This is a genomic window from Chitinophaga sp. YR573 (assembly GCF_900110995.1).
GTDB lineage: Bacteria > Bacteroidota > Bacteroidia > Chitinophagales > Chitinophagaceae > Chitinophaga.
On the sequence record NZ_FOJF01000001.1, the window covers coordinates 2522353 to 2549024 of the forward strand.

At 40.2% G+C, this 26672-nt stretch carries 23 protein-coding genes; 12 read left to right on the plus strand and 11 right to left on the minus strand.

The features are described from left to right. Positions 1–13 precede the first annotated feature (13 nt). Entirely contained in the window at positions 14–1126 is a 1113-nt protein-coding gene (corA, locus tag BMW86_RS10540) for a magnesium/cobalt transporter CorA (protein ID WP_089781589.1), read from the plus strand. A 4-nt stretch (positions 1127–1130) separates the two neighbouring features. Here the strand turns inward: corA and BMW86_RS10545 are convergent, their stop codons facing one another. Further along, positions 1131–1634, minus strand: coding sequence for a DUF2480 family protein (locus tag BMW86_RS10545; protein WP_089781591.1), 504 nt, complete (start codon positions 1632–1634; stop codon positions 1131–1133). Positions 1635–1737: 103 nt separating this feature from the next. Next, on the minus strand, positions 1738–3861 hold the full coding sequence (locus tag BMW86_RS10550) for a peptidylprolyl isomerase (RefSeq protein ID WP_089781593.1): 2124 nt from the start codon (positions 3859–3861) through the stop codon (positions 1738–1740). Positions 3862–4626: 765 nt separating this feature from the next. Here BMW86_RS10550 and nadA point away from each other — a divergent pair. Then, on the plus strand, positions 4627–5631 hold the full coding sequence (nadA, locus tag BMW86_RS10555; RefSeq protein WP_089783635.1) for a quinolinate synthase NadA: 1005 nt from the start codon (positions 4627–4629) through the stop codon (positions 5629–5631). A gap of 299 nt (positions 5632–5930) precedes the next feature. Here the strand turns inward: nadA and BMW86_RS10560 are convergent, their stop codons facing one another. The 3 genes from BMW86_RS10560 to BMW86_RS10570 form a co-directional block, all read right to left on the minus strand. Further along, positions 5931–6638 (minus strand): SDR family oxidoreductase, encoded by a 708-nt coding sequence (locus BMW86_RS10560; protein WP_089781595.1) that lies wholly within the window; start codon positions 6636–6638, stop codon positions 5931–5933. A gap of 101 nt (positions 6639–6739) precedes the next feature. After that, positions 6740–7663, minus strand: coding sequence for an AraC family transcriptional regulator (locus tag BMW86_RS10565; RefSeq protein ID WP_089781597.1), 924 nt, complete (start codon positions 7661–7663; stop codon positions 6740–6742). A 66-nt stretch (positions 7664–7729) separates the two neighbouring features. Then, positions 7730–7969, minus strand: a complete 240-nt coding sequence (locus BMW86_RS10570; protein WP_089781599.1) for a FeoA family protein — start codon at positions 7967–7969, stop codon at positions 7730–7732. 193 nt (positions 7970–8162) lie between these two features. On the opposite strand from BMW86_RS10570, the gene ybeY reads away from it, so the two are divergent. From ybeY to BMW86_RS10590, 4 genes are all read left to right on the plus strand, one after another. After that, the gene (ybeY, locus tag BMW86_RS10575; RefSeq protein WP_089781601.1) at positions 8163–8591 is read left to right on the plus strand and encodes an rRNA maturation RNase YbeY; all 429 of its coding nucleotides are present in this window, start codon (positions 8163–8165) and stop codon (positions 8589–8591) included. Between the two features lie 136 nt (positions 8592–8727). Continuing rightward, the gene (gene mnmG, locus BMW86_RS10580; RefSeq protein ID WP_089781603.1) at positions 8728–10596 is read left to right on the plus strand and encodes a tRNA uridine-5-carboxymethylaminomethyl(34) synthesis enzyme MnmG; all 1869 of its coding nucleotides are present in this window, start codon (positions 8728–8730) and stop codon (positions 10594–10596) included. 667 nt (positions 10597–11263) lie between these two features. Beyond that, the gene (locus BMW86_RS10585; protein WP_089781605.1) at positions 11264–12397 is read left to right on the plus strand and encodes a lactonase family protein; all 1134 of its coding nucleotides are present in this window, start codon (positions 11264–11266) and stop codon (positions 12395–12397) included. Between the two features lie 60 nt (positions 12398–12457). Beyond that, entirely contained in the window at positions 12458–12817 is a 360-nt protein-coding gene (locus tag BMW86_RS10590) for a hypothetical protein (RefSeq protein WP_089781607.1), read from the plus strand. Positions 12818–12824: 7 nt separating this feature from the next. On the opposite strand, the gene cls is transcribed toward BMW86_RS10590, so the two are convergent. Further along, on the minus strand, positions 12825–14303 hold the full coding sequence (gene cls / locus BMW86_RS10595; RefSeq protein WP_177189215.1) for a cardiolipin synthase: 1479 nt from the start codon (positions 14301–14303) through the stop codon (positions 12825–12827). A gap of 170 nt (positions 14304–14473) precedes the next feature. Between cls and BMW86_RS10600 the strand changes: the two genes are divergently transcribed. Beyond that, positions 14474–19108, plus strand: coding sequence for a DUF3320 domain-containing protein (locus BMW86_RS10600; RefSeq protein WP_089781611.1), 4635 nt, complete (start codon positions 14474–14476; stop codon positions 19106–19108). Here the strand turns inward: BMW86_RS10600 and BMW86_RS10605 are convergent, their stop codons facing one another. From BMW86_RS10605 to BMW86_RS10615, 3 genes are all read right to left on the minus strand, one after another. Further along, entirely contained in the window at positions 19109–19447 is a 339-nt protein-coding gene (locus tag BMW86_RS10605; RefSeq protein ID WP_089781613.1) for a hypothetical protein, read from the minus strand. It lies immediately after the preceding gene. A 4-nt stretch (positions 19448–19451) separates the two neighbouring features. Beyond that, positions 19452–20327, minus strand: a complete 876-nt coding sequence (locus tag BMW86_RS10610; RefSeq protein WP_177189216.1) for a carotenoid biosynthesis protein — start codon at positions 20325–20327, stop codon at positions 19452–19454. A 68-nt stretch (positions 20328–20395) separates the two neighbouring features. Beyond that, entirely contained in the window at positions 20396–21682 is a 1287-nt protein-coding gene (locus BMW86_RS10615; protein WP_089781616.1) for an MFS transporter, read from the minus strand. A 96-nt stretch (positions 21683–21778) separates the two neighbouring features. Here BMW86_RS10615 and rpiA point away from each other — a divergent pair, with 96 nt between their 5' ends. Together rpiA and BMW86_RS10625 are read left to right on the plus strand one after the other, a co-directional pair. Next, positions 21779–22453 carry a ribose-5-phosphate isomerase RpiA gene (gene rpiA, locus BMW86_RS10620; protein WP_089781618.1) on the plus strand — a complete coding sequence of 225 codons (675 nt, stop codon included), beginning with the start codon at positions 21779–21781 and terminating at the stop codon, positions 22451–22453. 9 nt (positions 22454–22462) lie between these two features. Next, positions 22463–23017, plus strand: a complete 555-nt coding sequence (locus BMW86_RS10625; RefSeq protein ID WP_089781620.1) for a methyltransferase family protein — start codon at positions 22463–22465, stop codon at positions 23015–23017. A 52-nt stretch (positions 23018–23069) separates the two neighbouring features. Here the strand turns inward: BMW86_RS10625 and BMW86_RS10630 are convergent, their stop codons facing one another. Continuing rightward, positions 23070–23609, minus strand: coding sequence for a hypothetical protein (locus tag BMW86_RS10630; protein WP_089781622.1), 540 nt, complete (start codon positions 23607–23609; stop codon positions 23070–23072). Positions 23610–23917: 308 nt separating this feature from the next. Next, positions 23918–24484 carry a Crp/Fnr family transcriptional regulator gene (locus BMW86_RS10635; RefSeq protein ID WP_089781624.1) on the minus strand — a complete coding sequence of 189 codons (567 nt, stop codon included), beginning with the start codon at positions 24482–24484 and terminating at the stop codon, positions 23918–23920. A gap of 118 nt (positions 24485–24602) precedes the next feature. Here BMW86_RS10635 and BMW86_RS10640 point away from each other — a divergent pair, with 118 nt between their 5' ends. The 3 genes from BMW86_RS10640 (at position 24603) to BMW86_RS10650 (ending at position 26669) form a co-directional block, all read left to right on the plus strand. Then, positions 24603–25352, plus strand: a complete 750-nt coding sequence (locus BMW86_RS10640; RefSeq protein WP_177189217.1) for a type 1 glutamine amidotransferase domain-containing protein — start codon at positions 24603–24605, stop codon at positions 25350–25352. 176 nt (positions 25353–25528) lie between these two features. Beyond that, entirely contained in the window at positions 25529–26371 is an 843-nt protein-coding gene (locus BMW86_RS10645; protein ID WP_089781628.1) for a sigma-70 family RNA polymerase sigma factor, read from the plus strand. Positions 26372–26447: 76 nt separating this feature from the next. Further along, positions 26448–26669 carry a putative antibiotic biosynthesis monooxygenase gene (locus tag BMW86_RS10650; protein ID WP_089781630.1) on the plus strand — a complete coding sequence of 74 codons (222 nt, stop codon included), beginning with the start codon at positions 26448–26450 and terminating at the stop codon, positions 26667–26669. Positions 26670–26672 lie beyond the last annotated feature (3 nt).

Consider the following 26672-nt stretch of genomic DNA (forward strand, 5'->3'; position numbering starts at 1 on the left):
ACTACCACTCAGGATGCAGAAACAGAATATCATTTTACCGATACAGGAGGTGCTGGGAACTTTAAATCCTTTTAAGGAGAAAAAGAAACAGCGGATCATGAATTATAACCCGGTGACCGGGCCTTCTACCCGCAGACCCACTTTCTGTGAAAAAATCAGCGTATTTGATTATGATGCTGATACTTGTGAAGAGATCGCTACTCAGGATGACGCTGCTGTATTCCAATACCTTGATAATTCGAAAGTTACCTGGATTAATATAGATGGGATCAATAAAGAGATGGTACACAGGATCTGTACCCGTTATAATATTCACACACTACTGGAAGAAGATATTATGAGTGTTGGCCAGCGGGCCAAGATGGATGAAATAGGGGACTACCTGTTTTGTCTGTTACCCATGGTGTATTTCAACGAAGAAACTTCTATCGTAGAACAGGAACAGGTAAGCATAGTACTGGGGAAACATTTTCTGATCTCTTTTCAGGAAGATGCTGCCCGGGATGTATTTGATAATATACGGGGGAAACTGCGTATCAATCATTCCCGCATACGCAGCGCTGGTACGGATTACCTTTGTTATTCCCTGCTGGATATTATTGTAGACAGCTATTTTACAGTGATAGAAAAATTGGGTGAACGTATAGAACAGATGGAAGAGTGGATTCTACATCAGCCTAATACCCGTACACTTGCCCGGATAAATTTCCTGCGCCGGGAACTTCTGTTGTTAAGACGAGCCATTGCACCGGTACGGGAGCTCATCAATGGTTTCCTCAAAAGTGAAAGTGATTTGCTGGATGAGCGTACTATTAAATATTTTAAAGACGTTTACGATCATATTATCCAGGCCAATGAGCTGACGGACAACTACAGGGAAATGATCCTGACTCTCCAGGAACAATATCATACCCAGATCAATCTCAAAATGAATGAGATTATGAAAGTACTGGCGGTTGTTACCACACTGATGGCCCCTCTGACATTTGTGGTGGGTATTTATGGTATGAACTTCGACAATATGCCGGAGATACACACACAGAATGGCTATTTCGTTGTGTTAGCTGCTATGCTACTGATGCTGATAGGGATGATTATCTTTTTCCGTAAGCGTGGCTGGTTCTAGCCTCTTACTTTTTCTTGTAGATAGGCACTGTTGAACAAGGTTCCCCATACATCATGCTTTTCACCACCGGGCGAAGCAGACGGGTAATCTCTACATAAGCAGCTTCTCCGGCGCCTTTATCCCCACAACCTTTTATCACAATACGCTGATCTGCATATTCATTTACATCAATCTCACCCAGTTTTTTCATAAACTGTGTATGATGCAAAGCTGCTTTGGTCCCAAAACCGGCAAAAGTAGCTACCGGTTCCAGGTAAGTCATTACTAACATATATCCCCAGAAGGGTATTACTGCATCTACGGAGCAGGTGATGGCTACAATTTTATTACGGTATTGTTCCCAGTCCCAGGACTGCAATTTTGCACGGAAGTCTTTCTCTTTCAATATCATCTCCATAAAAAGATGTTCCTTCATATCAAACTCTACAATTTCTTCCTGCGGATAGTAATCTTCCAGGTCTAATGTAATAAGACCGCTCTGCGCTACTTTATTAACAATCTCTTCCATAATCCACGTTTATACAAAATTACTAAAAATGTATGGGTAGTGTACAAATACAAAAAGCCTCCCGGTTGGGAGGCTTTTGCATATAATCAGTTATATAATTTCCTTAAAAGAACTTAGCCCTGTTGTCTTCTACTTTATTCAGTTTCTTCAGTACTTCAAACAGCTGACCGCTCTGACCATCAAGCATAGATTTAACACCTTGCTCATACGCTCTTGCAGCACCTGCCGGATCCTGAGGTTGTGTATTTGGCTGGTAAGCATCTACTCTTATAATATATACACCACCATTACCTTCGATAGGAGCTGATATTTTAGCAGTACCCAGTGCTTTATTGAAAGCTGCACCTACTACGCGTGGTTCAAAACCCATAGAAGCGATGAACGGAGTACCAAAGTTGATACCATCTGCTTTCAGTTCCGGTTGGCTAACTGCTTTAGCAGCAGCTTCCAGGGAAGCAGGTGATTGCAGCTTTTTGATGATCTCATCTGCTTTTTTAGCTTTTCTTACTTCTGCTTCTACCTGAGGCCTTACTTCATCAACTGAAGCAGTACCTTCTTTGCGGATACCATTCAATACAGCTACAACATATTTATCTTCGAAAGTAAATACGTTACTAACATCACCTTGTTTAGCATCATAAGCCCAACGTACCAGTTCACGTGCCTGACCTACACCAGGAATTACAAAGTCCATCGGACGCAGGTTATCTGCGAGACGTTTGTTAAGACCTTTTTCCTGGATAGTTTTTTCGAATGCTTTCTGATCGTGATTCTGAGAAGCGAATTCGTTGGCAGCTGCATAAGCTCTGCTGTCAGTTTCCTTGCTCGCGTCAACTGGTTTACCGAGGTAAGCTACTTTAATAGCGGGGCCGATATTTTTCTGATCGAGGATTTCAATCAGATGATAACCGAACTGTGTTTTAACAACACCCATTTTCCCTTTAGGACCTTCCATTGCGAAATCTTTGAATTCTTTCACAAATGGAGTAGCAGGAGTGATATCATATTCACCACCGGTAGCTTTACTACCTGGATCATCAGAATATTGTTCAACCAGCGCTTTGAAATCAGCACCACCTTTTACAGCTCTTTCGATACTGTCTATACGGTTCTTGGCAATTGAATCCGGTAAGCCGGCACCTTGCTGAGTTTTAGTAGCTATTAATATATGACGCACTTTTACGCTGTCCGGCATTGTTTTGCGATCAATCATTTTCGCAAATACAATCAGGTTATTATCATAATAAGGACCAAACACGGTTCCTACCGGTAAGTTTGCGATAGTATCTTTCTGCGGAACCATCAGTGCTTTCTTTGAAACGTAACCGTCAAAGTAAGCGATGTCTGAATTACGCTTGATAAAGTTTTCGATATCAGCAGCGCTGGTAGTATCCAGTTCAGCTTTAGCTTCGAACAGCGATTTCAGTGCAACTGCAGTATCTGCAGAAGAAGGCAATGCGTCGAAAGAGATGTATTCTACTTTGCGGGCTTCCTGAGTTTTAAACAGTGCCTTATGATTATCAATGTATTTCTGTGATTCATCATCAGTTACCTTAATAGTGGAGTCAGCTATAGAAGCATAGGGTACAGATACATATGATAAGGAAGCAAATTGTGCATTATCCTTAGCCTGCTGTTCAGCCAGCCATTTTGGATAATAAACAGCCTGCTTGATCAGGGAAGTATATTTTTCCTGCAGTCTTGATTTCAGAATATAATGTTCCAGTTCCTGTAATGCATTCCTCATTCTTCCAGTCTGGTCCTGACCGATGCTCTGTAAAGCCTGCTGCATTTGTGCGCGGTCGAACTGGCCGGTCTTTGGATCGGTGAACTGCTGTACAACAATTGGATTTGGGTTTTTACCATTGAACTGGTCAATTACCTCAGCTTCAGTTACCTGAATTCCCAGTTTATCGTACTGAGCATTCATGATCTGTTCATTTAAGAACTCATTCCATACCTGCTCACGTGCATACTGGCGGGTCTGTTCATTAACGTTTCCGTTAGGAGCCTGCTGGCGATACTTGTTTACTGTTTCTTCAATGCGTTGTTGATATTCACTGATATCCAGTTCTTCTCCGTTTACTTTACCAACACTGGTAGAACGGCGCATCATAGAACTCTTGCCAAAAAAGGCATCCTGCAACAGGAAACTAACAATAGCCAGGCAAATCACTACGACGATTACCACAGCATACTTATCCCGGATCTTCTGAATAACTGACATATATTATATAGTCTAATTTTTAAGGAAAGCAAAAATAGAATAAAAATACTGTAACTACAAAACAGTTTTTTTTAGCCCAAACCCAATACAGTAAAGGGTTTCAAGTAAAATACAAGAAGTGTAATTAAGGGTTCATTCACAGGTTATCCACACTTGTTACGGTTTTTCTCCCTGATTGTGCATAACATGGAACATAATTAAGACGGCCACAGGCATTAATTTGATGATTTGACATATCGGAAAAGTATAGGTTTCATTATTCACATTTTTCAGCTGCTCATATCCTCATCCACATAAAAATGTGTATAAAAGTGAATGTAAAACTAAAAAAGCAAAATCATCATCTTTAAAATTTTTAATTCTCTTTATCCACATGGGTTGTTAAAAACTCAGGGAAAAAGGTCCAACATAGTGGGAAAAACCATGAGTTCAGGACCGTAAAACTAATTTTGTTATTTCCAGCCGGGATGGTTTGAGGTATAAAAGTGCCTTTTTGTGAATTGTTATTAGCCTCTGTTAACATTTTCTTAATACACCCGGCACTATAAAAATATACACGAACCAGGATATCCACCGGTGTGGATGAAAGTAGATAAATTCAATACTATGGCTCATCGGCGTTGTTAATTTCGTGTGGATAGCTAATACGAAAAGAATAACAACTACATTTGTATCGGAAGCAAAAATTAACTTTTCACATATTCACACCCCTAATAGTAGTGGGTTCTTTCTTTATTTAAATAATAAACTAGATATATAATTATGATGAAGGAGCTGAACATTGCAAAAAATGAATTGCAACGAAAAGGTTTCCTGGATTTGCCCATTGATGTGCGCCTGGATCTTTTCGCGGAAATAGAAAGATTGAAAAAAGAGAAAAACGCAATTGTCCTCGCACATTACTACCAGGAACCGGATATCCAGGACGTGGCAGATTACATCGGTGACAGTCTGGGGCTAAGTCAACAGGCTGCCAAGACCGATGCAGACATCATCGTTTTCGCCGGAGTACACTTCATGGCGGAAACAGCAAAGATTCTGAGTCCTCAGAAAAAGGTACTTTTACCAGACCTGAAAGCGGGTTGTTCCCTTGCTGATAGCGCTCCTCCGGAGTTATTCAGACGATTCAAAGAGAAACATCCAGATCATCTCGTGATTTCCTACATAAACTGTTCTGCAGGTATCAAAGCTCTCAGCGATATCATTTGCACGTCCTCTAATGCCGAAAAGATCATCGAAAGCGTCCCCAAGGACCAACCGATCATTTTTGCCCCCGACAGGAATTTAGGGGCTTATTTGGCCCGTAAAACGGGAAGAGACATGTTACTCTGGAATGGAGCCTGCATGGTACATGAAATTTTCTCCCTGGAAAAGATCACAAAACTGAAGATCAGACATCCGAAAGCCAAGGTGATAGCGCATCCGGAATGTGAAGCAGCTGTACTTGCCGTAGCCGATTACATTGGTTCTACTACCGGCCTGCTCAAATATACCCTGAAGGATGATGCCCAAGAGTACATCGTGGTAACCGAAACAGGTATCCTGCATCAGATGCAAAAAGAGAACCCTGGTAAGACTTTCATACCTGCACCACCTAACAATGCCTGTGCATGTAACGACTGTCCACATATGAAGCTGAACACACTGGAAAAACTTTATCTGTGCATGGAATACGAGGAACCCGAGATCACAATGAACGAAACACTGCGTATAGCTGCTAAAAAGCCTATTGAAAGAATGCTGGAGATAAGTGCACAATACGGATTGTAGTTAATTAATTGATTTACAGTTAAATATAATTATAATTATATTTAATATAGTATAAACACCCTGTTATTTGAATAACAGGGTGTTTTTTTATGCTCAGGAAGGCTTTATAGATGAAATAAATGATAGGTATCCTTACCAATATACCGGTAATTTGATTCTCGGAGCCTTCAAAAAAGAAGGCTTTATAGATGAGATAAAATAAAATATCCGGGGAATACTACGGAATAACTAATTCTCAGGGCCTTCCCTGATTTGATGTTATTAGACAGTTATCCACATGGAGTACACAAATGACCTTATTAAAGTCCACCATTACAAGAGAGAATTGTTCCATTGATATACCCATTTGAAATGACACTCAGAATAGCAGAAGCAACTTCTTCAGGCTGACCAACCCGACCTACACAAATCTGTTTGGAGAATTGTTCAAAGGTTGCTTTCTTATCCTGCTCATTTAAAAAGTTCCACCAGCTGGTATCTATCACTCCGGGAGAAACTGCATTTACACGAAGTGGTTGTAACTCTTTTGCAAGAATAGGGATCATCAGTTCCAATGCACCATTAATAGCTGCAAGTCCGGAAGTACCTGGTAAACGTGAATTACTTGAAGCAGCTGTGATGATGGTAATACTTCCATCTTTTTCAAGATAGGGCAGAGCTGCCTGCATGGTTTGGAGATGGGGCCAAAACTTAGCTTCGAATCCTTCTCTTAAATCTGCTAATGAAAGAGATGAAAATGCACCACCACCTTTTGCACCACTTACTGCAATTACAAGATGATGAAACTTTCCATTTGCTGAAAAGAATTCCTGCAATGCCTGGCTATTTCCGCTATCAAGTAAAACAGTGTTGATAGTAGGGGATTCTTTTTTTACTTTTTCGAGCTTACTGCTATCACGACCAGTAACTGTAACATTAGCATTTTGTGAGGAGAGTAAAAGGGCTGTTGCCAATCCTATCCCGGATGAACCACCGGCAATAACTACTTTCTGATTTTGCAAATTCATGATCTGTTTTTTAGACAGATCAAAGTTGCAAAGATTCGCAGGCTATAGATTGTTTGAGGTATGCAATGTATTGATTGCATCATGCAGAAGCTGACTGTCTTTTATTGGTTCCGATAGGACAGGGGTGTTTGATCAGTCAGTTTTTTGAAGAAATGACTAAAGGCAGCTGGTTCACTGAAGTCAAGTTGATATGCGATTTCTGCTGCAGAGAGGGTAGTGTACCTCAGTAAAACTTTTGCTTCCTGTACTAACATTTCATCAATAGCCTCCGAAGCAGTTTTTCCTGTTGTGTTTTTTACAATTCTGTTTAGATGATTAGGAGTTACATGCAGGAGATTGGCATAATCAGATACTTGCCTGAGTTCTAAAAAGTGCTGACTAACCAGTTTATGAAATGAGGTTACCAGGTTTGTGCCGGCATCAACACTTACTTTTTCCAATCCTTGTTTTTCATAACTACGTTTAACTGTTAGTAAGAGAAGATATAAATACATTTTCACCGCAGTTATTCTTCCTGAGTTTTCCTCTTGTACTTCTTTATTTATCTGTAGAAAGAGAGCAGTCAATTCTTCTATTTCTGTAGCATTACATTGCAGCAATTGTATACCTGCATAATTATAAAAAGGAAATTCCTGATTTATTTGTCCTGGAGGAATCAGGTTTTCCAGGAAGGATCCTTCAAAAAGTATATAGTATCCGAAGGTATCAGGACTAATATTCCATTTGGAATGTACCTGTCCGGGTATAGAAAAGTTGATACTTCCTGGTTTTACATGAAATTGTTCGAGACCAATCTGCATATCTAATGATCCCTGCAACATAATACCTACCCTATAGAAGTTAGATTTAGCAGGACCATAACTGCCTTTCATTCCCTCTGTGGAGTATATTTCAAAACCGGGGATATGTTGATGTGATGAAAGTTGATGATATCCGAAGGGAATATTTATACTGGTATCCCTATGATGTTCCTTATGTGAAGGGTCTAACTGGTAGGTGGGTATGGTATGTGCAGATGTTTTCATGTGGTGCTAAATTAAAAATGATCAATCATAACTGCTATAATTGATCATTTGAAGAGGAGGGAAGAACTAAATAAGTTCCTCTACCCAGATAAAGTCAGCTTCAGTTTTGCGAAGAGAAAGATTATATCCTGCAACCATGATAGAAATAGGATCTCCCAGGGGGGCAATCTTTTCAATCTTTACAGTTTCTCCGGGAACACAACCCATCTCCATTAGTTTGATGTAGAGATCATCTTTCTCAAAAGATGTAATCACTGCACTTTTTCCTATAGCAAGAGAAGACAATTTAATCGCGCCTTTTTTCATCTTAATTATTGTTCTTTTGATTCAGATGCTTCCCTACTTAGTATATAATTTCTTTTGCTGTGATACTATGTTTGGATATTCTGTGTTTGTTATGATGGTGTAAAGGTAGGGGGTAGCAACCAATTGAACAAAGCTGATATACTGCTAATTAGAAATTTCACTATACTTTTACATTTGTAATTAATAACAACATATGGCTATCAACTTTACACCTCATGAGGTGAAGGTAAATCTGAAGAATAAGACGAAACTTAAGGCTTTTTTAAAGGAGAGTTTTGTAAGAGAAGGACAGGGATTGAAGAGTTTACAGTATGTTTTCTGTTCAGATGAGTATCTTTTAGAGATAAATCAGCAGTTTTTGCAACATGATACCCTTACAGATATAGTAACCTTTGAGTTAGGAACGGATCCAAAAGTAACGGAAGGGGAGATATACATAAGTGTAGATAGGGTAAAAGAGAATGCTTCCAAGTTCCAGGTAAGTGAGGAACAGGAGTTGCATAGGGTAATTTTTCATGGAGCTTTGCACTTATGTGGGTATAAAGACAAAGGAAAAGTACATGCAGCTACAATGAGGAACAAGGAAAACGAGTACCTCTCACTTTACTTTGGTGACAAGTAACCTGTATATGTTCCACGTGGAACATAATGATTCATACCAGGAGGAGGGGTACTTTAAACTAATTAAGATGTTCCACGTGGAACATCTTATAATGTCCCGCCTTCTATGTAATTTTGCTTTCTATTCAAACTAACTTATGTTTCCATCTTACGATGTTATAGTGGTTGGCGCAGGACACGCCGGTTGTGAAGCAGCAGCTGCAGCAGCAAATATGGGGTCCAAGGTTTTATTGATTACAATGAACATGCAGACTATTGCCCAAATGAGTTGCAACCCAGCAATGGGAGGTATAGCTAAAGGGCAAATAGTAAGAGAGATTGATGCACTAGGTGGATACTCTGGTATTGTTACCGATCAGTCTATGATCCAATTTCGCATGTTGAACCGTTCTAAAGGACCTGCTATGTGGAGTCCAAGAACACAGAACGATAGAATGTTGTTTGCTACGAAGTGGAGAGAAGCTTTGGAACAAACACCTAATGTGGACTTTTACCAGGATATGGTAAAGGGGTTATTAGTAAAAGATGGTCAGTGTTATGGAGTAGTAACAGGGTTGGGGCATGAGATAAAAGCAAAATCTGTAGTACTTACCAATGGAACCTTCCTGAATGGAGTAATGCATATTGGAGATAAACAGTTCGGTGGAGGTCGTGTAGCAGAAAGAGCAGCTACCGGAATTACAGAACAACTGGTGGAACTTGGTTTCGAAAGCGATCGTCTGAAAACAGGAACTCCTCCAAGAGTAGACTCCAGAAGCCTTGATTATTCCAAAATGGAAGAACAAAAAGGAGATGAAGTGATTACAGGATTCTCCTACCTGGATGTTGAAAAGATAAAACCGGAACAACAGAAAAGTTGCTACATCACTTATACAAGTGAAGCAGTACATGAAATGTTACGTACCGGTTTTGATCGTTCCCCTATGTTTCAGGGAAGAATTCAGGGTATAGGTCCAAGGTATTGTCCAAGTATCGAAGACAAAATCAACAGGTTTGCTGAAAGAGAAAGACATCAGTTATTTGTAGAACCTGAAGGTTGGAATACCGTGGAAATTTATGTGAATGGATTTTCTACCTCCCTGCCTGAGGATGTTCAATACAAAGCGCTTCAGTTAATACCCGGTTTTGAAAATGTGAAGATGTTCCGTCCGGGGTATGCGATAGAGTATGACTACTTTCCACCAACACAATTGCAGTTCTCCCTGGAAACAAAAAAGGTACAAAATCTATTCTTCGCAGGACAAATAAATGGAACTACCGGATATGAGGAAGCAGCTTGCCAGGGATTAATGGCCGGAATAAATGCTCACCTGAAAGCAACCGGTCAACCTGCATTTGTTTTGAAAAGGAGTGAAGCTTACATTGGAGTATTGATAGATGATCTTATTAATAAGGGAACGGATGAACCTTATCGTATGTTTACTTCACGTGCAGAATTCCGTACACTGTTAAGACAGGATAATGCGGACCTCCGTCTTACAGAAAAAAGTTATCGTATGGGATTGGCCAGTCAGGAGAGAATGGATAAAGTGAAAGAAAAACAGGAAGGAGTAGAGAAGATAAAAGCAATATTGAAAGAGTTGCCGATTGATCCTGAAGATATCAATCAGCTGTTAATAGAAAAAAACACGGCTCCCTTAACACAGAGAATTCGTGCTTACCAGATATTGCTCCGTCCTTCTATGGATATTTTCATCATGAAAGAGCATGTAGCAAAAATGGAAAGTGCCCTGGCAGGTTTCAGTAATGAGACATTAGAGCAGGCAGAAATTCAGGTGAAGTATGAAGTATATATAGAAAAGGAAAATGAACTGGTGAAAAAAATGAGCCAGTTGGAAGACTTAGTAATTCCAGATAGCTTTGATTATGCTAAACTGGTTTCATTAAGTACAGAAGCAAGACAGAAATTTAACAGGATTCGTCCCCGTACTCTTGGTCAGGCTAGTAGAATTAGTGGAGTAAATCCGAGTGATGTACAGATTTTAATGGTGTACATGGGAAGATAAAAAGAGACTTATTTGTCCAAAATAAAAATACATGCTTTTCTACAAGCATGTATTTTTTTTGTTTATATTCGTCTTGTATCGAAATCGTCCCTCAAGATTTATAAAAACTGGCACTATGAAAACAACTGATTTCTTAAAAAGAGCAACTTTATAGACTCTGACCAAAACACGTAAATTTATAAATCAGGAAAAAGTATATCATTATATAGCTACTTCTAAATTTTGATAGAAAAACTTCTGCTCTTAAAAACAACTGAAAACTCATAACCCAATTATCTGTGTCAGGTAATTTTGTAAAAACAATAAAAACAAGTTTTATATAACATAAGAAATTTTCCCATAATCAATGGGTATCAATATATTTCTATTTGCAGCTTATAATGCTGGAAAAGATATCAATTAAAGTGAAGGTTAAATTAGAAGTATAAAAACACCCGGTCCGTTTCTTCGGGCTGGGTTTTTTCATTAAAAACACATAATATATTGATAATCAATCAAATAAGGATTATAATAACGACCTCATTATCTCCTTAAATTTAAACGATCAGGATAGTGGTAATATCATTGGATCAAAAAGGGGGTAATTTGAAAATTGGCCCCTTAAAATACGTTTTCCGGATTTATTCCTTATTTCGTAAATTACTCGTACCTAAATAAGCTTCCCAATATGCTTAATACACTACTTGCCTACACCAGCTTACTACTGACTTCCATGCCTCAACCAAAAACTGATACAACTGGCAATGAAAGTTTTTTACTGATCGGTACCTATACTAAAACTGCTGACCAGGGAATCAATGTTTACGCTTTCAATAATGTAACCGGGACACTGCGTTTTGTTAGTATTGCCAAAGATGTGGATAACCCGTCTTATATGGTGATCGCCCCGGACAAGAAACATGTGTATGCTGTGAATGAAGGAAAGACCGGAGGAGTGAGTGCTTTTGACTGGGATACCACTACCGGGCAACTAAACTTTTTAAACAAACAATCCTCAGGAGGAGAAACGCCTTGTTATGTGAATACCGACCAGGACGGTAAATATGTAATAGTGGGAAATTACGGAGGCGGAAGTTTTTCTGTTCTTCCTGTGAAAGAAGATGGAAGAATAGATGCACCTGTACAAACTATTGAACATACCGGTTCGGGAGCAAATAAGGAACGTCAGGAAAAACCACATGTACATTGTGTGGTGTTTAGTCCCGATCACCAATTTCTCTATGTCTCAGATCTGGGAATTGACCAGGTAGCCATTTACACTTATCAGCAGGGAGATGTTCAACCCCTGGTTCCGGCAACTCCGGGTTTTGCTCCATTAGCTCCGGGTTCGGGACCCCGGCATCTTGTTTTCCACCCGAATGGAAAATGGGTTTACCTGATTCAAGAGCTGGATGGAAAGATTACTGCTTTCAATTATAAAAAAGGAGCGCTTATAGGTTTTCAGGAGATATCCACATTGCCGGAACAATTTAAAGGACAAATCTCAGGTGCAGATATCCACACTTCCCCGGATGGTAAATTTTTATACGCATCTAACCGTGGAAGTTTAAATAATATAGTCATCTATAGTATAGATCAGAAAAATGGGCATCTTGTAAAAAAAGGACAACAATCTTCCGGAGGTAAAACACCAAGGAATTTTATGATAGATCCATCAGGCAATTTTCTGTTGGTAGCAAACCAGCAAACAGATAATGTAGTAGTTTTTAAAAGAAATAAAATTACCGGCTTGTTAAAACCTACAAAGCAGGAAATTAAAGTACTGGCACCAGTATGTCTTAAAATGATCGGAAGTAATTAGGGTACGGTAATTGTGGAAATCTTACAGTTATATCTTTTCACGATCAACACAAAGATTACCATGAAAAACAGAGACGTTAAAACAGACAAGGATCTTTCCCATGCAAAAGGGAAAGAAGAAAATAAAGAAGACGATTTTCCTGGTTATCCCATCTACCCGGCAAGTGAAGATATCATGAACCAGGAAGAACAGGAAGATCTGGATGTGGAAAAAGTGACTGGTTCTTCCAGACTCAATAATGAAATTGCAAGAGAGAAAGGAGTAGACCCGGCAGACTTTGATGAAAGCCTGGATATCCCCGGAGCAGAACTGGATGATGACGAAGAAGCACTGGGAGAAGAAGATGAGGAAAATAATTTCTACAGTCTGGGTGGAGACAGGCACGAAGATCTGGAAGAAGCAAACGACAACGAAGATTAATAGTTACTTATAATAAAGGAGTAAGCAATCTGCAAACAGCGTCAATAAAACGTTGCCAGATTGAACGGTTTTTCCAGGAGCGGCGTTCAATCAGGACCGCATCCTGTAAATCCTGTTTAAAAGCGTTTTGCAATTTTTGAATAGTTGGCTTGTCGTATATCACAACAGCAATTTCACTATTCAGATAAAAACTGCGGTTATCTAAATTTACTGTACCAACAATTGCCAGGTTATCATCAATGACAATAGTCTTGGCATGGATAAATCCCTTCTGATAGAAATATACTTTCACCCCTGCATCCAGCATTGGCTTAATATAAGATTGTGCAGCGTGTTGCACAAAAAAAGAATCTCCCCGGGAAGGAAGTAATAACTCTACATTTTTACCAGCTTGTGCTGCCATCTGCAAAGCAGTCAGAATCTGATCGTTTGGAATAAAATAAGGATTGCTGATCCGGATGCTCCGGCGGCCAACATTCAATGCCATCAGGATAGTTTGCATCGTCATCGGGAAATCCGAATCCGGACCACTGGCAACAACATCTGCAAAACAATTATCCTGTATATCTGAACGATGAAAATAAGGAGGACCAAAATTGAAAGTCTTTTTACTGCAATAGCGGTAACTCATCTGAAACTGTAATTGCAACAGGTTTACTACATCGCCTTCCAGCTGTAAATGGGTATCTCTCCAGAAAACTTCATGTTTACCATTATTCAGATAACGGTCGTCTATATTAATACCACCGGTAAAACCTACTTCTCCATCAATCACGATAATTTTACGGTGATCACGATAATTTGCATTCAGGTAAAAATTGATCAGGACAGGAGAAAAAGAATATACCTCTGCTCCGTTATCTTCCAGCAGATCAGGAATCCCACCTATATTATCTGAACCAAAATCATCATAGATAAAACGAACCTCAACACCTTCTTTTAATTTCTCTATCAGAATGTCTGTGATCGCATTCCCCACATCGTCTGCAGCAAAAATGTAATACTCAATATGGATATGGTGTTTAGCCGCACGAAGTGCTTCCATTACGGCAGGAAACTTTTCTTCTCCGTTCAGCAGTACCTTTATGCGGTTATTATGAGAAAGTACAGAGTGCCTGGTATTCAATAACATAGCAGAAATCTCCTGCTTACTTGCTACCTCATGGCGTAACTTTAATTGTAAATGTTCTATTTCTTTACGCTGAGATTCAAAATAGCGTAACATCAGGGTAGCATCTTTACTACCTTTTAAAGTAAAGCGCCGGCGCTTGCGTAAGTCCCGGCCCAGATAGTAATAAACAATCAATCCCACTATTGGAACAAATACCAGCAACATGATATAAGCAAGTGCTTTTACCGGATTCCTGTTTTCCAGCAATATTGTACTTACGACCCCTATAAAGGAAAGCGTAATTAATACATAGCCGGAGATTTTTAATGCAATGTGCCAATCTGTTCCCCAGAGCAGGTAAAATATCTGATACACAACGTTGCTTATATGGTTATGTGGATAAAGGTACTTTCTTTGTTTTGTAATTTATCTTGTTGAATTCCATGTTAATGTTGTGAACTTAAAAAATTAACAAGAATAAATTATCCCCATAAATCGTTCTTAAGATAAATTATCATTTTTTTTGTTGTTACAATGAGCTGTACATGCAGGAATCAATCCTAACAAAACTTGAAGCATCCCGCAGGGAACTCCTGGACCTGGGATTGCGTAACCCCTTACTCAATTATCATTTACCAGCCAGTCGAGGAGTGCATATTGAAGAAGAAAAGGCGGTTAACATTTACGAAGTACTGGTAAAGCAGGGGAAAGCAATGACCTTTTTGCCTAAGTCCGGTAATAAGGAAATTATAGAAACGGAAGCACCTGTTTTATTGGAACAGGAAGAAGTAGTATATGATACCCGTTTGCAAACACAGGAAACAGTAACCAGTTTGCAAAACAGATTACTCAATACATATTATGCAGCGCGTACCAGTCTGGAAGAGCAGGGTGTGAATATCCTGTTTATCACATTGGGTATGCTGCAATGGTATGATAAAGACAATACTAAAGAAGTGCGGCAAGCCCCGCTGGTATTAATTCCTGTGTCACTGGAAAGATCCAGTGCTAGAGAACGTTTTCGTTTACGCTACACCGGTGGTGAAGTAGAAATGAATCTGAGTCTGCAGGCAAAAATAAAAACAGAGTATGGTATCCTGTTACCTGATATGCCTGAAGCAGATGAGATAGCTGTGGCGGAATATATTCAGGAATTAGCAGAAGTTATTAACGGCATGCCTGGCTGGCAGGTAATACCGGATGCAGTAGAATTGGGATTTTTCTCTTTCGGAAAACTGATGCTCTACCATGATCTGGATAGTGACCTATGGCCGGAAGATGAGAAACCAGGTAATCATCCAATCCTGCAGAGTCTTTTTGGAGAAGGATTTAATGAAGGCAAACCAGGTGTTTCAGAAGATGCGTTTATTGATACAGAAACATCAGCACATGAAATGCATCAGGTAGTAGATGCAGATGGTTCACAACTGCTGGCAATGCTGGCTGTACAGGAAGGACGTAACCTTGTAATACAAGGTCCACCGGGTACAGGTAAATCACAAACGATTACCAACCTTATTGCCAATGCTATCGGGGAAGGTAAAAAGGTGTTGTTCGTAGCAGAAAAAATGGCGGCGCTCGAAGTGGTGAAACGCAGGCTGGACAGTATTCAGCTGGGAGATGCCTGTCTTGAGTTGCATAGTCATAAAGCAAATAAAAAAGAACTACATCAGGAACTGAGAAGAACACTGGAACTCGGTAAGCCTGCTATACAACAACTGCAACAGGAAGTAACCTTACTGAATGATTACAGAAATGAGCTGAACGATTATTGCATCTCTGTAAATACACCGGTAGCGCAAAGCGGACTTACACCGCAAAAAATAATGGGCTATCTCTTACAATTAAGAGAGCAGTTCGGAAATATGGATCTGCCCCGTATTCCTATACAATCATTGTCTACATGGGATGCCCGTCTTATGCAACGGGCAGAAGCAATTGCCGCACGTATAGAAGCGCGCCTGGCTGAAACCGGAGTACCTTCTGCATTATTATTCTGGGGTAGCCAGTTAACAGTACTGACACCTGCAGCAGAAGAAAAATTGTTACCCATATTACAACTGGGAGAAACAACCACCACCGCGCTGCAACATGAGAGTGCTATTATTGCCGGGCATATAGGATTGCCCATGCCACTGAGTCGCAAACATAGTATGGACTTATCCTTTGTTACACAGCTGGCATCTGTATCTCCTGACATTAGTAATGTCCGTATAAAACACCCGGCATGGCTGCAGCAAAAAGAAGATATCAAAGAGTTGTTACAAACAGGAAGACGTTTGTCGCAAATCCATAAAGTATATGATGAGATATTGATTCCTGAAGCATGGGAACAACAGGTACTTGAAATCCGACAGAACCTGCTGGCCTATGGGGATAAGTGGTACAAATTTATAATCGGGGATTATAACCGGAGTAAACGTCAGCTGGCTGCTTTGTGTAAAGCAGGATTACCAAAAGATGTAGCCGGTAAATTGTCTTGTGTAGATGCTATTCTTGAAGCACGCCGTCTGGATAAACTAATCCAGGAACAGGAAACACTGGCAAAAGAACTGTTTGGATTACGCTGGCAAAAAGGGCAGACGAACTGGGATGCATTGGAAACTGCGACTAATTATCTGACAGAAGTACACAAGCAGATTAGTATAGGATCATGTACAACCGTAATACTTGATTACCTGGAAAAAAACGAACCGGTAGAAAGAGCAAAAGGGTATTATGATACGTTGTTAAGAACAATGCAGCAACATGGAGCAGCGATAGAAAATGTAGTAAGCTCACTTGCTCTTAATGAATTATTGCGTTTCAGAAATGTAACGCCCTTACTACAACGGGCATACGAAGAACAGATTGTTTTGTTGCAATCGTGGATGAAGGGGTTGCCTGAAATACATCAGATAATTTCATGGAACAACCTGGCTGCAACGGCTGCTACTGAAGGCTTTCAGCCATTGATAGATATAGTGACGCGCTGGAAGGAAGGATATAAAGGATTGAAAGCAGCACTACAAAGAACATGGTATGAATATCTTTGGGAGCAGGCATTAACAGAACATGCATCACTGCGTAAATTTGAACGATCCAGTCATGAGTCGGCAGTGAAACAGTTTGTAAAACTGGACACACTCAATCTGCAATATAACAGAGCACGTGCAGCATTGAAACATTGGGACGGTGTACCTCCTTTGGAAGCAGGCGGACAAGTAAACGTATTACGTACAGAGTTTAATAAAAAGGCAAGGCATATGCCTATCCGCAAATTGGTACAGGCAGCGGGATTGGCCATACAGGCTATCAAGCCGGTATTTATGATGAGCCCTTTATCCATCGCTAACTTCTTACCACCTGGTTCGTTGCAGTTTGATCTTGTAATATTCGATGAAGCCAGTCAGGTAAGACCCGTTGATGCATTAGGTGCTTTGCTGCGTGGAAAACAATTAGTGGTAGTAGGAGATAGTAAACAATTACCGCCCAGTAGCTTTTTTGATTCTCTCCTGAAAGAAGTAGATGATGAAGAAAATGTAACAGCAGATATGCCAAGCATATTAGGAATGTGTGATGCACAGGGAGCTCCGCAAAGAATGTTGCGCTGGCATTATCGTAGTCGTCATGAATCACTGATCACATTTTCGAATCATGAATTCTATGAAAATAAACTGGTGATATTTCCTAGTCCGGGTGCAGATCAGCAAATGGGATTAGTATATCATTTATTGAAGGACGCAACCTATGATCGAGGTAAAACACGTACCAATCAAAAAGAAGCGGATGCTATCACAGCTGCTGTGATAGCACATGTACGCAAACATCCGGAAATGAGTCTAGGCGTAGTTGCTTTTAGTACTGCACAGATGCAGGCAATACAGCAGTCGCTGGAAACAGCGCGTAAAACTACACCGGATGTAGAAATGTTTTTTAAAGCACATCCGCATGAACCGTTCTTTGTAAAGAACCTGGAGAATGTACAGGGAGATGAAAGAGATGTAATTTTTATCAGCATTGGTTATGGACGTACACCGGAAGGAAATGTAAATCTTTCTTTCGGCCCTTTAAATAATGAAGGTGGAGAACGCAGATTGAATGTGTTAATAACGAGAGCGAAACAACGCTGTGAAGTATTTACTAATCTTACTTCCGATGATATTGATCTCAGCAAAACAGAAAGTGAAGGAGTACGTGCGTTAAAAAACTTCCTCTACTTTGCACAACATGGAAAATTACCATCTGCTTTTACAGATGGTACACCTGCGCAGGCTCCATTTGAAGATATGGTTGCAGCACAGATTACGGCAGCAGGTTACACCGTGCATAAACAGATTGGAAGTAAAGGATTTTATATAGACCTTGCCGTGACGGACCCGGAAAATCCCGGGAAATATTTACTGGGAATAGAATGTGATGGAGCATCTTATCATACTGCACGTTCTGCCCGCGACAGAGACCGGTTACGCCAGCAGGTACTGGAAGATATGGGTTGGGAAATATACAGGGTATGGAGTACAGACTGGTTCCGTCATCCTGCGCGTGAATTGAAGAGATTACTGGATGCAATAGAAGATGCACAAAAGGTAGAGAATATTGAAGAAGATAATGTAGCCGAAGATTATACAATTATCAGGGAAACGGAAGAAGAAACAGCTCCTTTATATGAGTTGGCAGTACTACCTGTGGAAATCACTACAAAAGAATTTCATTTACATCCGTCAGATAAAATGCAAAGCTGGCTGGAAGGAATCGTTGTGGTAGAAAGCCCGGTACATACAGAAGAAGTAATCCGCCGAATGATAGAAGCTGCAGGTGTTTCCAGAGTCGGTAGTCGTATCAGGGATATACTGAAGCAGGCAATTACAAATGCAGAAAGTACGGGCAGTATTATTGTAAAAGAAGAATTCTTATGGGATGCACAGATGGAAGTACCATCATTACGTAGCCGTGCTAATTTACCGGCAGCGTCCCGTAAACTTTCTTATATAGCGCCGGAAGAAATAATAGTAGCTGTGGAAAAAGTGGTAACAGATGCAGTGGCAATTACAACAGTAGCAGCTATACCGATGGTGGCAAAAACATTAGGACTGAACCGTGTTACAGAAGATATAAAAAATGATATCACGGCAGTCATTGAGCAATGCCTGAACCGTGATATTATTTATCTGGATGGAGAATGGTTAAAAGCAAAATGATTATACCATTATTGCTTTAAAGATCCTGCTATATAACATTACCAGGTAGGATAATAATATCAACGTATTTAATACCAGTAGCCAGTTAATATCTGGTTCCTGGTATTTCTTTTTCATACAGAGAATGAGCAGTGTCAGAAACCCTATAAAAAGAATAACCGGAAATACCAGTGTCCATTTATTGGTAATAACAAGATGAGTATCTTCCAGACGGGCATCCCATGGTTGCTGACCCGAAATGAAAGGGACAATACCACAGAATAACATAATAATAAATATCCTGATTGCTGTTTTAGCAGCCAGCCGGCTGTACTTTATATTTTTGCTTTCCTGTTTCATATATTCAAAGTTCGGAAATTAATTTTGGCTTACGAAGATGTAACCACCAATGTATAGCGATGCCTGTCAGCAAATTTACAACACACCAGAATGTCATCCATTTATTCTCTGCTGAAAATCCTCCTATAAATAACCAGCAGAAAAAATAGAGATGAAACCATGCAGGCACCAGCCACGTAATGGATGGTAATGCAGGGTATTGTAGATCTCTTCGTTTTCTGAATCCTATGATGGACATTATTGGAAAAAGCACTAATAAAAAGATCAGTTTTTCTTTACTGGCAATATTGAATGTAAGTTTTAACCAATCGGAAACAGGGAAGAGCATTAACCATAATACTACCTGTGAAATCAATATGGAGAATAAGGGGGTGATAGCACGCCAGATATTTGTCTTACTTACTTTCTCTAAGAAGCGGGCAAACAGGGAATAAAAGAATACTACGCATAACCATCCGAAGAAGTTCCCATAAGGTATGCCGAACCATTGCCCGGTAAGTGCTAATTCGGGGCTATGCATTCCCTGCCAGTCCCAATGCCACATATGCAGGCGATAGGCGACTACATCCATACTCAGATCTATACTAAGCGCCAGTAATGCGTCGAAGGCGGCAGCAGCCCAGATACTTAATCCGCGGCTATCTGATATGAGTCTTGATGTGTAAATAATAACACCCCATCCGGCACCAATCCATACGGGGATATTATCCGGCGCATGACCCAGCATTACCAGGAACTGACCATATTTATATCCGGCGCTGCTCATAACATTTACATATTCCAGTAGCAGACCAAAGCCCAGACCGCCTAATAAATAAGCAACACTACCGACCCCTTTTTTCCATGCATGTAAGAAGCAAAGGATAAAAAGCAGATACATACAACACTCTGTTAGTGGGTAACAAAAAGATGGGGGAAAGCCATAGGGCATGTTTGAGTAAGGGAACATTATTTGAGTTCTTTATCAATATGCGAAGTATGCTTTGTATCGCGTACTACAGCATATACAATGAGTGAAATAAAAATACAGATGGTTATATACCAGTAATAGAGTGATTCGTGATCGATCTTTTTAAAATACAGTGCAATGTATTCTGCTGTACCACCAAAGATAGCAACAGTAAGTGCATAGGGGAGGCCTACACCAAGTGCTCTTACTTCTGCCGGAAACATCTCTGCTTTCACCACGGCATTGATAGAAGTATATCCGCTGATGATAATCAGGGCAGATAAGATAAGTAAGAAAGCAGACCACTCTGTTGTAGTATGGCTGATAGCAGTAAGGATAGGAACAGTGAGCAACGTACCTAATATTCCAAAACTTAACAATAATGGTTTACGGCCAATCTTATCACTAAGCATACCAAACAGCGGTTGCATACATGCATAAATAAGCATCAGCCAGAAAGTTAATTCTGTTGAACGTTCTTTAGTAAGATGCACGGTATTTACCAGGAACTTCTGCATGTATGTGGTGTAAGTGTAGAAGGCAAGCGTACCGCCCATGGTAAGGCCAATAACGGTTAATACTGCACGTGGATGTTCTTTTAAAAGCGTCAGTACAGAACCGCGTTTGGCATTATCTTTTTCTACCTGTATAGTTTCTTTCATATGCCGCCGAATGATCAGGGCAAACAATGAGAGGCAGGCACCTATTACAAAAGGAATACGCCAGCCCCATGCATGCAGTTGTTCCGGTGTAAGGAAAACTTTTTGCAACAGCATTTGAATGCCCAGGGCTATAAGCTGTCCTCCGATGAGTGTTACATACTGAAAGCTGGAATAGAACCCGCGTCTCCCTGGTGTGGATATCTCACTGAGATAAGTAGCTGAGGTGCCATATTCACCGCCAACGCTTAGGCCTTGTAAGAGGCGGGCAGACAATAAGATAATAGGAGATAGGATCCCGGCTACCTCGAAAGAAGGTGCCATAGCAATCATCAGACTGCCTACAGACATAAGTAGTACAGACAGCGTCATGGCCGTTTTCCTTCCGGAGCGATCTGCAATACGGCCAAACAGCCATCCTCCCACGGGGCGCATCAGGAAGCCTACGGCAAAAATAGCGGCAGTATCCAGCAACTGCGCAGTGGGGTTACCTTTTGGGAAAAAGATGGGGGCAAAATAGAGAGCGAAGGCAGCATATGCGTACCAGTCGTACCATTCTACCAGGTTACCTATGGAGCCGGTAAAGATGGCTTTTATCCGCCAGGCGGTATCGTTTGTTTTATTCATAGTTGTGGGTAGCAATCAAAAATAAGAAAATCGACACATAGTCTTACGCATACAAATGTGTTAATTCTTATATTGCCTCTTATAAAAGAGATAATCATGGATGCAATTACTACAGCTAAGAAGGCAGCAGGAGAGAAGGCGGCTTCACTCATTCATCCCGGAATGTTGGTAGGACTTGGTACAGGCTCTACTGCTTACTGGGCTATTAAGAAAATAGGAGAGATGGTAAAAGAAGGATTGAACATCCAGGCAGTAGCTACTTCCCTGGCATCAGAAAAGCAGGCCAGGGAGCTGGGCATTCCTATTACATCTTTCAGTGAAATACAACAACTGGATATAGATATTGATGGTGCAGATGAAATCAGCGAAGACCTGCAGATAATCAAAGGGGGTGGTGGATCACTGCTGAGGGAAAAGATTGTTGCGCTTGCCAGCAGGAAAAGGATCATCGTAGCTGATGAGCGTAAATATGTTAAGACCCTTGGTAAATTCCCATTACCGCTGGAAATAGTGCCTTTTGGATGGGAGCTGGTATTTAAAACATTACAGACTTTACAGGGAGTACCTACACTTCGTACAAAAGACGATCAGCCTTATATTACTGATAATGGAAACTACATTATCGATTGTTCTTTCGGAGTAATAAAAGATCCGGTACAATTGCATCAGCAGTTAAAATTGATTACAGGTATTGTAGAAACCGGATTGTTTCTGAACTTACAACCTACAGTAATCATTGCGTACGAGAATGGAGAAATAAAAGCCATCTAAAATCAACCTATGTTATACCTGTGTATCTGCTTTATCTGGATCACATCAGAGATTATTCTGAACCGCATATTCCGTGCGGGTCAGGAAGATAAGCAGCATTCAGATCGTCGCTCCCTTATTACTATCTGGGTGACTATCATGATTGTGATGCCAGTAGCGCAATATATATCAGGCAGATATTCTAACCCTATAAACAGTTATGAATACACGTCATACTTTGGCATGGGAATGATAGTAGCTGGTATGCTCTTCAGGTTTATAGCAGTGTATACATTGGGTAGATATTTTACGGTGAATGTAACCATCCGTAGAGATCATAAAATCATTCAGCAGGGATTGTATAAATACCTGCGTCATCCATCTTATCTGGGGTCATTATTTTCTTTTTTAGGAAATGGTTTTGCACTGAATAACTGGTATGGAATGTTGATAGTATTTATTCCGGTAACACTGGCTTTTATGAATAGGATGAGGGTAGAAGAGGAGTTGCTCATTTCAAATTTCGGACAGGAATATATTGATTATAAAAAACGTACCTGGCGTCTGATACCGTTTGTGTATTAAAAGCAAAAGGCTCTCCATCGGAGAGCCTTTTGCTTTAGTTCTTCCTGTAATATTATTTCAATTCTACACCAACAGTCACTCTTGTTTCATCAAAAAACAGGTTTAATGATTTAGGTTTTGTACCTGCTGGCAATCTGAATTTATTATCAGTAGATGAATTGGTAGCTTCAGCAGCAGCAGATATTGTATTGTAAGTATCGTGGGTAATGTTATTACCATTATCTAATTGTAAACGAAAATCATTAGGATTAATGTAAACGCTGTTTTCTCCTAATTTCCGCTTATTTGTTACTTCAATTTCGTAGGTAAGTTCTGTACCTGTTATTTTTCCATCTGCATCAGATAGTTGCACTGCCTTCCCATCTTTCAAGCGGACAAATGCTTCCTTATTTTTTCCCAGATAAACAGTATCAGGAGAAAATGTTACAGCATAACTTTTAGGTTCATTGGTGGGGGTATTATTAGCAGCAGCATCTTTGTTATCTGTCTGTTCAGTACTTGCCTGTTCAGAGCTCTCTGTGCTTTTCTTTCCTTTACAGGCAGCCAGAGTAATAGCAAAAATAATAGCGGACGCTAAAGCAATTTTTTTCATCTTAAAGGGTTATTGGTTTGATTAAATGGTTTAAAACTGCGTTGTAACAGCTAAAATGATACCAAACATAGCCGTTTAATGAAAATATAATAAGTAAAATGTGATATAGAGGTAAGGGAGTGTTCGGGAAGTCTCTATATGTTGAGCACACGTTGAACATACCTTGGTCATACGTTGAACATACTTAGAGCACATTATTCTGTTCTATGTATGTTCAAAGGATGTTCTATGTGTGACGCACATATAGAGACTTCCCGAACTCTCCCCAAACACTCTCCGAATACGTATTAACCAGCATATAAGACCGTTTATTCGATCCTCAATCTGCTCAGGGTTTCTCTTGTAACCCCCAGGTACGCAGCGATTAGCGCTTTTGGTACCCTCTGAAAGAGAGACGGATATTGATCCAGTAATTGCTTGTATCGTGACTGCGCATCATTCTGTAGCAACGCCATGATCCTTTTCTGTTGACTAAAAAAGCCGGATGTGATTTTCAGTCTGGAAAAGCGTTCCATGCTATGCATCTCCCGGCATAGCTTATCCCTGTCTGTATATGATATACGTAATAGTTCTACATCTTCGAGGCACTGGATGGTAAATGAAGACAGTTCTCGGGTTTGAAAGGCATAATAATCAGATACCCACCAGTCTTCCATAGCAAACTGCCAGATATGTTCTTTGCCTTCATTATCCACCATGAACGTTTTGATAAGGCCTTTCAATACAAAATATTCATAATTGACAATTTCCCCCGGGTGCAGAATGATAGCATGTTTTTTGAACCTCTTTACCTGGTAATGTGATGATATATATTCAAACTCTGTATCAGTCAGTTGGATCAGATCTTCAAATTGTTTTTTAAGGGCAGGATACATATCAGTTATTTGCTGCAAAAATAGTTCTTCCTGTGATGTACATCACATGGAATACGTGATGTATGTCCTTGTTACCAGAGCCGCCGCCGGCTTAGCTTTGTGAAAAAAAGATATGAAGATGAAAATAGCCTGCGTGATAGCATTGTTTGCGTTGATAACACATAATGTTTTTAGCCAGTCGGCCACAGTTCCGAAGAAGGTGCTTATTGTTGTTACCTCTTTTAGTGAATTAAAAGGTGGAGAAAAAACAGGCATATGGTTAGAGGAATTTACAACTCCTTATTACCTGTTCGCAGAAAAAGGAATTCAGGTAACGATCGCATCTCCGAAAGGAGGGAAAGCGCCTATAGATCCAAAGAGTACTTCGGATAATTTCCTCACTCCTTCATCAAAGAAATTCCTTGGCGATGCTGCTGCACAGGATAGATTGAATAATACCGCGGCGCTGAATACGGTGAATGTAAAAGACTATGATGCCATTTTTTATCCTGGCGGACACGGGCCTATGTGGGACCTTCCGGATAATTCATATTCCATTTCGCTGATTGAGGCGTTCTATAAATCAGGGAAACCGGTAGCGCTGGTATGTCATGCTCCCGCTGCATTGAAGAATGTAAAGACTAAGAATGGGACATACCTGGTGAAAGGGAAGACCGTAGCCGGATTCACGAACAGTGAAGAGCAGGCTGGAGGGACAGTGGCACTGGTACCGTTTTCTCTGGAAGATATGCTGAAGGAAAGAGGTGCTAAGTATGAGAAAGGGGCTGACTGGGGACCATTTGCTGTACAGGATGGCTTATTGATAACGGGTCAGAATCCTGCTTCGGCGGAACTGGTTGCCGGGAAAGTAATATCGGCTTTAAAATAGGGGCGTATTTATAAGAGAGAGGGCTTTGAAGCAACTGCTTCAAAGCCCTCTCTCTTATAAATACGCCCACGCATTGAACACCTGCAATGAGCAGACTGTTTGATTTTATATGCTGACATGTTTTTATGAAAATCGGAAACTTATTCTATTTTTAAAATGTGTTAAAATTTAATCGGATGAATGTAATAGACGGGTACCAGCAAAAATTGTTTCCCTATGCCTACAATATTTTAGGTTCTGTAGATGACGCAAAAGATGTAATTCAGGAAGTTGTGATCAAGTATATGGCAGTTGCCAACAGGGAAATTGATAATGAATTGGGGTACCTTGTAAGAAGTGTTGTTAATCAATCCATTAATGTCAAAAAGAGAAATGCAAGAACACTTACAGGCGCCATGTGGCTTCCGGAGCCGGTAGATACCCAACGAGCAGATACTAATATCGAACGCCGCGAAATCATTAGTTACTCTATGATGGTATTGCTTGAGTACCTGAATCCAAAAGAGCGGGCCGTATTTATATTGAAGGAAGCGTTTGACTATTCCCACGAAGATATTGCCTCGGTATTGTCCATCACTGTTGAAAACTCCAGGAAGCTATTAAGCCGCGCTAAGTCCGGATTGAAAAACAACAATAATCCTCCCAGGTTAGCTATGGATATTACTTCTTCCTATTTGCTGGAATATGTTGAATTCATAAAGAATGGAGACACGGGCTCACTGGAAAGAAAACTTTCAGAGGAGGTTTCATTTATGGCCGACGGAGGAGGAAAAGTTAAAATTGTTCGTGAATTGACGATCGGTGTTCAGGCTGTAACGGACTTGCTGCTTTATTTATATCAAACCTATCAACATAGCTTTACCTTCAAGGTTCATACAATTAACCACCAACCAGCCATACTTTATTATAAGAACAATTCTTTGACCAACTGCCAGGTGTTTGATATTGCGGATGGAAAGATCAAAAATGTTTATTCTATAGTCGACCCTGAAAAGCTAAAGAACCTTTTTAATTTTTAGGATTTCTGTCACGTAATGGATGCCTTGTTTGTTTTTACTATGGAAAGCAATTTTCATAGCTTAAAAACGAACTAACATGGAAAACAAAAGTAAAAACGAGAAACACAAAATGGCAGTCATTATCTGGCTTGCCATTTATCCCTTGATCACAGTGCTTTGTCATTTCTTGGGAGAATACCTGCAACCGTTGCCTACAGCGCTTAGGACCCTGGTATTAACCCTGATAGCAGTACCTGTAATGGTCTATTTCCTGGTGCCATTGCTCAGCAGGCTTTTGGGTACATGGCTCAATAAATAAAAA